The 9,265-nt window shown below is 72.8% G+C and carries 5 protein-coding genes; all 5 read right to left on the bottom strand.

What is annotated here, in order from left to right:
* Window positions 1-560: 560 nt before the first annotated feature.
* From KUG38_RS17175 to KUG38_RS14300, 5 genes are read right to left on the bottom strand one after another with little or no spacing between them, the layout of a single operon-like run.
* Window positions 561-2,585 carry an acyltransferase family protein gene (locus KUG38_RS17175; protein ID WP_216922771.1) on the bottom strand — a complete coding sequence of 675 codons (2,025 nt, stop codon included), beginning with the start codon at window positions 2,583-2,585 and terminating at the stop codon, window positions 561-563.
* Window positions 2,582-3,571: a lysylphosphatidylglycerol synthase transmembrane domain-containing protein gene (locus KUG38_RS14315; RefSeq protein ID WP_353617828.1), complete on the bottom strand. Its 990-nt coding sequence runs from the start codon at window positions 3,569-3,571 to the stop codon at window positions 2,582-2,584. Before KUG38_RS14315 ends, KUG38_RS17175 begins: the two co-directional genes overlap by 4 nt.
* 4 nt (window positions 3,572-3,575) lie before the next feature.
* Entirely contained in the window at window positions 3,576-4,979 is a 1,404-nt protein-coding gene (locus tag KUG38_RS14310) for a glycosyltransferase (protein WP_216922768.1), read from the bottom strand.
* Window positions 4,976-7,480: a glycosyltransferase family 39 protein gene (locus KUG38_RS14305; protein WP_216922766.1), complete on the bottom strand. Its 2,505-nt coding sequence runs from the start codon at window positions 7,478-7,480 to the stop codon at window positions 4,976-4,978. The genes KUG38_RS14310 and KUG38_RS14305 overlap by 4 nt, the downstream gene beginning before the upstream one ends.
* Complete coding sequence (locus KUG38_RS14300) at window positions 7,477-9,042, bottom strand: ArnT family glycosyltransferase (RefSeq protein ID WP_216922764.1); 1,566 nt, start codon at window positions 9,040-9,042, stop codon at window positions 7,477-7,479. Before KUG38_RS14300 ends, KUG38_RS14305 begins: the two co-directional genes overlap by 4 nt.
* Window positions 9,043-9,265 lie beyond the last annotated feature (223 nt).

Genomic DNA, 9,265 nt, shown 5'->3' with positions numbered 1-9,265 from the left:
CCTGCTCAACGAAGGTCTGCGTGCCTGGATGGCGCCTGCCGACCAACCGCACGAAAACTTCATCTTCCCTGAAGAGGTTCTGCCCCGCGGCAACGCGCTCTGATCCCTTCCCCAAGGTTTTCCAGCCCCCTCCATGGGGGCTTTTTTCATGGCCCCGTCGAAGGCCGGAAAAGCTGGTTACGATGGGTTCGTTCCGTCAGCAGTGACGTGGTGATCGACGGAAACGCCTGATCGGAGTGTGCCCCATCTTCGGGCCCGGTGAGCCTCCCCTGCTGCCACGGCATCGGTGGAACTCTTGCTTGGTTCGGCTGGTGTGGTGCCTCTCTCCCTCGGTCGTCTTCCGTTCTTGCCGCAGGCGTCGCCGGCTGGCATCCAACCCACAGGAGGAGGTGTCCATGACCCCAAGTTGTCCCATCCAGGGTCTGCAGATCGCGGAGAACGCCGGCTGATCACGGCCGCTGAATCCTGATCCATCGGTTCCGCGCCAGAGCGGACCCGGCGAGAGCCCCCGAGACCGTGGTTCCAGGTTCCCCTGGTACCCCCGGTTTCGGGGGCATCGTTCATTCCGGCCTGGACCTCAGCACGTCCCGGATCACGGGCGCGGCGAGCCGCACCGCCTGCTTCGAGGGATGGGAATGCTCGTCCCGGTAGAGGATCTCGCCACCCCGGGCCCGATAGGTGCAGGACCCCTTGGGGCAGAACAGGTCGAACAGGTCGACCACCTGCAGCTTCCCCTGGCTCTGCAGTTCGCCCAGCAGGTCGTCGAGGGGCTGGCGTCGCCGCAGGGATTCCGCCCGGTCCGGCATCAGGCAGGGGCCGCCGAACGGGGAGAACCACTGGGGCACGGCACTGGCGGGGTGGCAGTTCGCCTCCCGGGCGAAGGGCAGGCCGTTGAGCACCGCCAGGCGCACGCCCCGTTGCGCCAGGGTGGCGGAGAAGTCGCTGAGGCCCACCCCCAGGGTCTGCAGGATCAGCCGGCTGCCCGGCCCCTGGCTGGGCGGCGAGAACATGACCATGTCGTTGACGAGGAACACCCAGTCGCCGGGGCGCAGCTGGGCCACCAGAGCCGGCACCACCCGGTTCCAGTAGGCGCGGTTGGTGGCGGCGAAGGGGCCGCTGCCGCCGAGGGCGGCGAAGTTGCCCACCGGGGAGGCGGCCCAGGCCGAGGTGATCGTCACCGCGTAGTCGTCGGTGGCCACCAGCTCGTCGAAGGCGCCGGCGAAGGAGGCCGAGAAGGAATTGCCCACCACCAGCACCCGGTGGCGGGCCGTGGCGAAGTCCCCGAGGGTGCAGGCCTCAATGGCGATGGTCTTCGCCGCTTCACCGTCGTTGGCCAGCACGCAGGGGGACCCCTGCCAGGTCCCGGCGGCACCCGCCACCCGATAGGGATCCACGAGCGATTCCACCCCCATGCCGGCGGGGATCGGGTTGCGTCCGGCGTACAGGCTGAACGGAGGCAGGTTGTCGACACCGATCAGCAGCCCGGCCCCGGCCGCCAGGCCGCCCACCCCGATGGCGATGGTCTGGTCCCGCCGCGGGGCCCAGCTGGCCTGCCTCAGGGGTTTTTCCACCCAGCGGTAGGAAGCCAGCGACAGGAGCACCATCAGGCCGATCTGGAACGGCAGCGACCACCAGTGCAGGCCGATCGTCCAGCGGCTCAGGGACAGCACCCCCCAGTGCCAGAGGTAGAGGGAATAGGAGATCAGCCCCACCCCCACCAGGGCCGGCAGGCTGAACAGCCGGTGGGCGGCGGTCCCCTGCCGCAGGCTGGCGATCAGCAGCGTGGTCAGGACCACGGCGGCCACCGTGGCCGGAACCGCCCAGGTCAGCGGCAGCAGCATCACCCCCACCAGGCCCAGGGCCGCCGCCATGGGCGGCAGGCGGCCCAGGCCCCTGGCGGCGGCCGGCCAGACGCCGCCGAGGCAGAACAGCAGGCAGCCCGCCCCCATCTCCCAGAGCCGCGGCGGCATCAGGAAGTAGGCGGCGGCCTGCTGGGTGGGATAGAGCTGAACGAAGGCGATCAGCGACGCCAGCGAGGCCACGGCCATCACGCCGAACAGGGCCCTGTGGCCCCCGGCTCCGGGGCGGGCGAAACCCGTCATCCAGGCCACCAGGGGCAGCAGCAGGTAAACCTGCTCCTCCACCCCCAGCGACCAGGTGTGGGTAAAGGGGTTGAGTTTGGTGGCGGTGCCGAAGTAGTCGGTGGCCTGCCCATGCAGGTAGACGTTGGAGAAGCCGAACAGGGCGCTGATCCCCGTGCGCAGGGCCGTATGGGGCCGGGGGATCACCAGGCAGGCCAGGATCCCCACCACCACCACGAAGACCAGCAGGGCCGGCACGAGCCGTTTCAGGCGCCGGCTGTAGAACCCGAGCAGCAGATCGCCCAGGGAGCGGGCCGGACGCCGCGTCAGGGACCCGGTGATCACGAAGCCGGAGATCACGAAGAAGATGTCCACTCCCAGGTAGCCGCTGGGCAGCAGCCGGTCGTCGATGTGGTTGAGGATCACGGCCACCACGGCCAGGGCCCGCAGGCCGTCGATCTCGGCCCGGTAGCCGGCCCCGGAGGAGAGGGGGGTGTCGCTCACGCCGCCATCGCCTCGCCACCGTCCCGATGGCGGCCCAGCACCACCAGTCCCACCGCGGTGGGCAGCAGCACGGTGCACACCCGCAGCACCAGGGTGACCGCCAGCGCCGCCGGTCGGTCCACGCCGAAGGCCACCGCCAGGCCGATGGCCGTGGCCTCCGCGGTGCCGACCCCCGCCGGCAGGAAGGAGAGGACCCCGCCCAGGGCCATGGCGGTGCGGATCACGGCGGCCTGGGTCAGGGCCAGGGGATCCCCCTGCAGCTGCAGCAGGCCCATCAGCGCCGACGCCTCGATCAGCCACACCAGGGCGGCCAGGGCGGTGCCCACCAGCAGGGGCCAGGGCCGCAGCAGCCGCCGCAGCCGGCCAACCGCCCCGAGGGCCTCCCGCAGCAGCCGGGTCAGTCCGTGCCAGCGCCGGTGCGCCGGCAGCCGGTCGAGGAAGGCCTCCAGGCGCCGCAGGGCGGCCGGATGGGTCAGCAGCCAGGCGCCGATGGCCAGGGTGCCGCCGCCCGCCACCAGGGCCGGCAGGATCCGTCCCCCGAGCCCCCAGGCGAGCACCAGCAGGGCTCCGGCCAGGTCGGTCACCCGCTCCGCCAGGGTCACCCCCACGCCGACCTGCATCGGGATGCCGTGGCGGCGCTGCAGCCACAGTCCCCGCAGGGCCTCGCCGCTGCGGCCGGGGGCGGCGACCAGCGCCAGGCCGGCGACGTAGATCCGGCTGCTGGGCCGCCAGGCCAGGGGGTGGCCCAGTTGCCGCAGATAGAACTGCCAGCGCTGGAACAGCAGCAGGTAGCCCGCGGCCACCAGGGCCGGCACCAGCAGCCAGCACCACCAGGGCAGCGCCCCCAGGGAGCGCATCACGTTGGCGAAACCGAACCAGATGCTGAGCCCCAGGTAGAGCGCCAGGGTCGCCACCAACCCCAGGAACCAGCGCTTCCTCATCGGCGGCCTTGCCGCCGGCGGGGCGGCGGCGGGACGGACAGCCACGCGGTCATGGGGTGAAGCGCAGCTTCTGCGCCGCATACAGGCACATCCTCGCCAGGATCAGCCCCTCCTTCACATGGGCGATGTTCGAGCTGCCGTAACTGCGCTCCTGGTACCGCACCGGCACCTCCACGATCTTGAGGTTGAGCTTGGCCGCGCCGAAGAGCAGATCGAAGTCGCCGAAGGGGTCGAAGTCGCCGAAGTAGGCACGCCCGGCCTTGAGCCGCTCGTAGTCGGCCTTCCAGATCACCTTGGTGCCGCAGAGGGTGTCCTTGAGCCGCTGGCGCAGCAGCCAGGAGAAGGCCGCGGCGAAGAAACGGTTGGCGGCCGTGTTCAGCGGCGGCATGGCGGCGCTGGTGCGGGGATACACCAGCCGGCAGCCGTTGACGAACTCCCCCCGGCCTTCCGCCAGGGCCTTGTAGAACCGGGGCAGATCCTCGGGCCGCACGGTGAGATCGGCATCCAGGATCATCAGCACCTCCCCCTCGGCCTGATCGAAGCCCAGCCAGACGGCGTCGGCCTTGCCGCGGCCGCTCTGGCGCAGGGCCCGCAGCTGCAGCGGGCCGCTGTAGGAGCCGCAGACCCGCTCGATCTCTTCCCAGGTGGCATCGGAGGAGTGGCCCTCCACGAAGAGCACCTCGGTGGCCGACCCCAGCAGGGGCATGCGCTCGATGGCGGCGGCGATGTTGCCGGCTTCGTTGCGGGCCGGGATCACCACGCTGACGCTGGGGCGGCGCTGGGCCGGGGTGGCGGGCCTGGCCACGAGCCAGTGGGTGAGCCCGAGCTGTTGGAGCAGCGGCAGCTGGCTCAGCCAGCGGTTGGCCAGGGGTGCCAGCAGGGGGATCCGGCGGGGCAGCAGGCAGCGATGCCCCTGTTTGAGCACCTCCCAGCCGGCCAGATCGAGCAGGTTCTGCACGTCCCTGGGGGTGAGCCAGCTCTCCGGGGGCTGGGGCTGACGCAGGCCCATGCCTTCCGCCGCCTTGAGCAGGGGCTGCCAGAGCCAGTTGTGGAAGCTCACCACCAGCCGGGTGCGGTCATGGCAGAAGGCAGCCAGCCGCTCCAGCACCCCCTGCACGTCCTCGAGGGTGTTGAGGGTGTTGGCCAGCAGGATCACGTCGAAGGGGGCGCTCTCCCCGATCGCCTCCGGGTCGAGGGTCGCCGCCTCGGCGCAGACGATCCGCAGGTTGGGGTGGGCCGCCTGGGCGGCGGCGGCGATGGCGGGGTCTCGCTCGATGCCCACGCCGTGGCCCGGGTGGGTGGCCGCCAGCAGATCCCCCAGGCCGCAGCCGATCTCGAGCACCCGCAGACCCGGGGCGACCAGCAGCTGGTGCAGGCGGTCCAGGTCCTCGTAGTAGGCGCGGTTGCGGCGGTGGAACCGCTGCAGTCCTTCCGGCTGGAGCGTGCCGTTCATCGCAGCAGGGCCAGGGTGCCCGCCAGATCGAGCCGCAGGCCGCTGGCCACCGCCCGCAGCGTCCGCAGGGTGCGGTTGCCGGGGTCGAGCCGGGCGGCGGCATCCAGCGCCACCTGGGCCTGGCCGGGGTGGAAGCGGTAGAGCTGCACGAAGCCGAGGGCCATCAGGGCATGGGGATTGGTGGGTTCGAGGGACACGATGCGCTGCAGCGTGTCGACGGCCCCATCGGCGTGCCGCTGCAGCGCCTGGGCCAGGGCCAGACCATAGAGGTCCTCCAGATCGGCTTCCCCGGGGTCGGCGCCAGTCTCCTGCAGCCTGGCCCGCAGCAGCCGCTCCCCCTGGGAGAGGTAGATCTGCTGGGGGTCCCGCTGGTTGATCTGCCCCACCTGCCGGAACAGCCGGTCGAGATCGCCGCGGCGCAGCAGCCTGCCGAGTTCGACCAGCTGGTCGATGCGGTTGGGGGGCGCCCCGGCGGCGTCCATGGCCTGGGCCCCCTTGCCCTGGGCCTCCGGGCCCTGGGCGCCGTCGCCGGCCACCGTCAGCGTCAGGGGGGCGCTGCGAAGGGGCAGCGGCCGCCCCTGGCGGTCGAGGGCCCGGGCCCGGAGCCGGTAGGACCCATCGGGCAAACCGGCCGGCACCACCAGGGCCAGCCGTTCCCGCACCTCCAGGCAACCGCCAGGCTCAGCGCGCACCATGCCCTGGCCGATGCCGCGGTCATGGCGCCAGGTCGGCACGCCGGCGGCGGCGGTGTCCGGCCGCCAGTCGAGCAGCAGCAGGCCGTCCCGCAGCTCGGCCGCCGGCCCCCGCAGCCGGCTCACCAGCACCGCCCCGCTGCCCGGCCGCAGGGGGGGCGGTGGTTCGACGCCCAGGTTCAGGGCAACCTCCTGCCCCGGCCCGCAGGCCACCGGGAGCACCTCCAGGCCCAGGGTGCGCCGCCCGAAGAGCTCGGCGCTGCTGCCATCCGGCAGGGGCCAGCGCCCGGTGGGCTGGAACGCGGGTGATCGCCGCACCAGGCCGTCCAGGGCGGCCTGGCGTTCATCACTCATCACCCCCTGGTCGCCCCCCTTGAGCAGGAACCAGTCGAAGCCGGCCAGGTCGCCGTCCAGCTGGTCGAGGGGTGCCACGGTCTGGCGGGCGGCGACGCGGAAGTCCTCGCGGCGCCCTTCGGCGTCGAGGTTGAAGGCGTTCAGGCCCTGGCTGTCGGGCAGCACCGCCAGGGTGGAGAGCTGGTGGGGACTGCGCTGGCGGATGGTGGCCACGATCGCCTCCAGGGGCCAGGGGGGGCCGGCGACGGGGGGTCGCGGCGGAAAGGCGGTCGGATTGGCCGCCAGGGCGAACTGGCTGGCCAGCGCCCCCCAGATCCCGATCGCCACCACCGCCAGCCTCCAGACGGGCGTCCAGCGGCCGGCGGCCGAGGCCAGCACGATCCCCAGGCCAAGGCACAGCTGGGGAACCAGGGGCAGCACGAAGCGGAAGTCCTTGGTGCTCATCAGGGTGGCCAGCAGCAGGGCACCGAGGGGGAAGCTCAGCCACCAGGCGAGCCGCCGCCAGGGCAGGGCGCCGGCAGGGGCGCCGCGGCTTCGCCACCCATGCAGCGCTCCCCCCGCCACCACCACCGCCACCAGGGCGGCCCCGGCCATGGTGGGCAGCAGGCGGGGGTAGAACAGCCAGCCCGCCAGGGTGTTCGCCTCCAGTCCGTCCTGATACAGGACGCCCCACTGGCGGGCCTTGTTGACCGTGGAAAGGATCGTCAGCCAGTTCTGGCTCCACCAGGGCCAGGCCACGGCCGTCGCCGCCGCCGCCGCCAGCAGCGCCTCGGCCAGCCGGCCGAAGCGGGCCCTGGGGCCCGGCCGGCCCCGCCGGAGCAGGGGCGCAAGGGCCCGCCAGGCCAGGGCCAGCAGGGGCAGCCAGAGCATCACCAGGCCGGTGGGGCGTGTCAGAACCACGGCCCCGAGCCCCAGGCCGCCGGCCAGGCTCCAGGGCCAGGGGCGCCGGGGGCGGTCCAGCACCCGCACCGTCAGCAGCCACCAGGTGGCCGTGAGCACGGCCGTCAGGCTGAAATCGATCAGGTAGTCGCTGCGCTGGTTCAGCAGGGCCGGGGAGACGGCGCAGAGAAAGGCGGCCCAGAGGCCGGCCGCCCGCCCGCGGGCCAGGCGCCCCAGGCCGTAGAGGCTGCCCAGGAGCAGGGCCTGGAAGAGGCTGTTGGACAGGATCGCGCTGCCATAGCCGGGCCCCAGCAGGCTGAACACCGGTGCCGTCACCAGGTAGGTGAGGGGTCCCCGGTAGGTGGGGGTCTCGGCCCAGAGCCGTTGCCACCAGAGTGGATCGAGGGGCGCCACCTCCCCGAGCACCTGCCAGACCCCCAGGGCCCGGCTCAGGTGTTCCCCCTGGTCCCAGGCCGGTGGCTGGGCGTGGCGCTGCAGCCAGAGCACATCCAGGAGCACCCCGGCCAGCCACAGCCCCAGCAGGATCCACCCATCCCGGCCCCGTGTCCGTCTCATCGGCCCGCCCCCGGTGCCTGGGCCAGCACCCAGGGCTCCAGTTCCGGGGCCTGCAGCCGCACGGGCCATCCGGCCGGCAGCTCCCGGCGCCGGATCCACACCCGCTCCCCGGGGGGCACCCGTTCCGCCGGGCCGATGCGGGGCGTGAGCCGGGGGCTGGCCAGGGCCACCAGGATCAGCCGGGCATGCTCCTCGCCGCTGAGGGGGGCGCCGGCCACGGCCGCGATCGGCCCGGCCGCCAGGGCCTCCTTGGCCTCAGGGCGCCCCAGGGCCTGCCGTTGCCGGGGGCTGCGATCGCTGAACAGGCCGGCCTGCACCAGCAGGGCCAGGGCCAGCCAGGGACCCACCAGGAGGGCCGCCAGCCGGCGGGAGGGGGTGCGGCACCAGGGCACCAGGGCCCAGGCCAGCCCCAGGCAGCCCGCCGCCAGCGCGAACAGCTGCGGAGCCGGAGCCAGGTCGGCCACCCCATTGGCCACCAGCCGGCCGGCCGGCGCCCCGGGCCAGAGCACCGCCACCGCCGCCAGCACCAGCACCAGTCCCAGGCCGCTGAAGCTGAAGGTCGCCCCCCGGGCCCAGCGGCCGGCGCCGGCGCCCCAGGACCGCAGGCCGGCCGTGGCCGCCAGGGCGATGAAGGGGGTGAGCTGCAGGCCGTAGTAGGGGGTCTTGGTGCGGAAGGCGCTGAGCAGCAGCAGCATCAGCAGCGGGTAGAGGAGCAGGAGCAGGCGCCGGGGCCGCTCCAGCGGTCCGGCCAGCCAGCCCCACCAGCCCGCCAGGGCGAACAGGCTCCAGGGGAAGGTGTTGGCCGGCAGGTTCCACAGGTAGTAGAGCGGGCCGGCGCTGTAGACGTCACTCTCGGAGAGGTAGAGCAGCTTCTGCCACAGGCCCGCCACCACCGGCAGGCCCAGCACCTGGAGGCTCAGGCCCAGCCAGAGCGCCACCGGCAGCCAGCCCAGGGCGAGGCCGAGCCAGAAGCCGGGCCGCCGCAGCACGATGCGGCGCTCCAGCAGCAGGAAGGGCAGCAGGGCCACCACCGGCAGCGCCACCATGAAGCCCTTGATCAGGAAGGCCGGGCCGATCCAGGCGCCGGCCAGGAACGGCCAGGGCCGCTGCGGAGCCTCGCCGGCCCGCAGCAGGGCCAAGATCCCTAGCAGTTCCAGGGCCAGCAGCGGCATGTCCTGGCTGGCCAGGTGGGCGTAGTCGAGCCAGAGGGGAGTGAGGGCCAGCACGGCGGCGGCGAGCCAGCCGGCTCCGCCCCCGCCCAGCAGGCGCCGGGCCAGGTCGGCCGTCAGCAGCAGGCAGGCCACGGCGGCGACCAGGGACGGCAGATGGGCCGACCAGGGGCCTACCCCCGGCAGCCGGCCGGCCGCGGCGATCAGCCAGGGCAGGCCGATGCTGCGATCAAAGATCACCTGGTCCCACCAGGGGGGACCCAGCCACTGGCCGCTCTGGGCCATCCAGCGGGCCTGCAGGGCGTAGTAGCCCTCGTCGTGGGCCAGGAAGCTGCGCGGCGCCGCCGTCAGCAACAGGGGCAGGAAGGGCAGCGACGCCCACAGGGCCTTCATGGGCGGCACTCTGGCAGCACCCTCGGGTACCGGACGTTGTGTTTTCTGGCACATGGACCCTGGATGGCCATGTCCACTTGGGGGATCCTTCGTTTGGCGCATTGCGCCGCTTCCGTGTGAGGAACCCATGAAACTCTTCCAGCAACTGCTGGTTGCTCCTGCAGCTCTCGGCCTGCTCGCCCCCGTGGCGGTTCAGGCGGCTGAGCTCAACATCGACAGCGTC

The organism is Synechococcus sp. CCAP 1479/9, assembly GCF_019038535.1.
Taxonomy (GTDB): Bacteria; Cyanobacteriota; Cyanobacteriia; order PCC-6307; family Cyanobiaceae; genus Cyanobium.
Note: the sequence above shows the minus strand (reverse complement) of the source record. Positions and strands in the feature narration are given on the sequence as shown.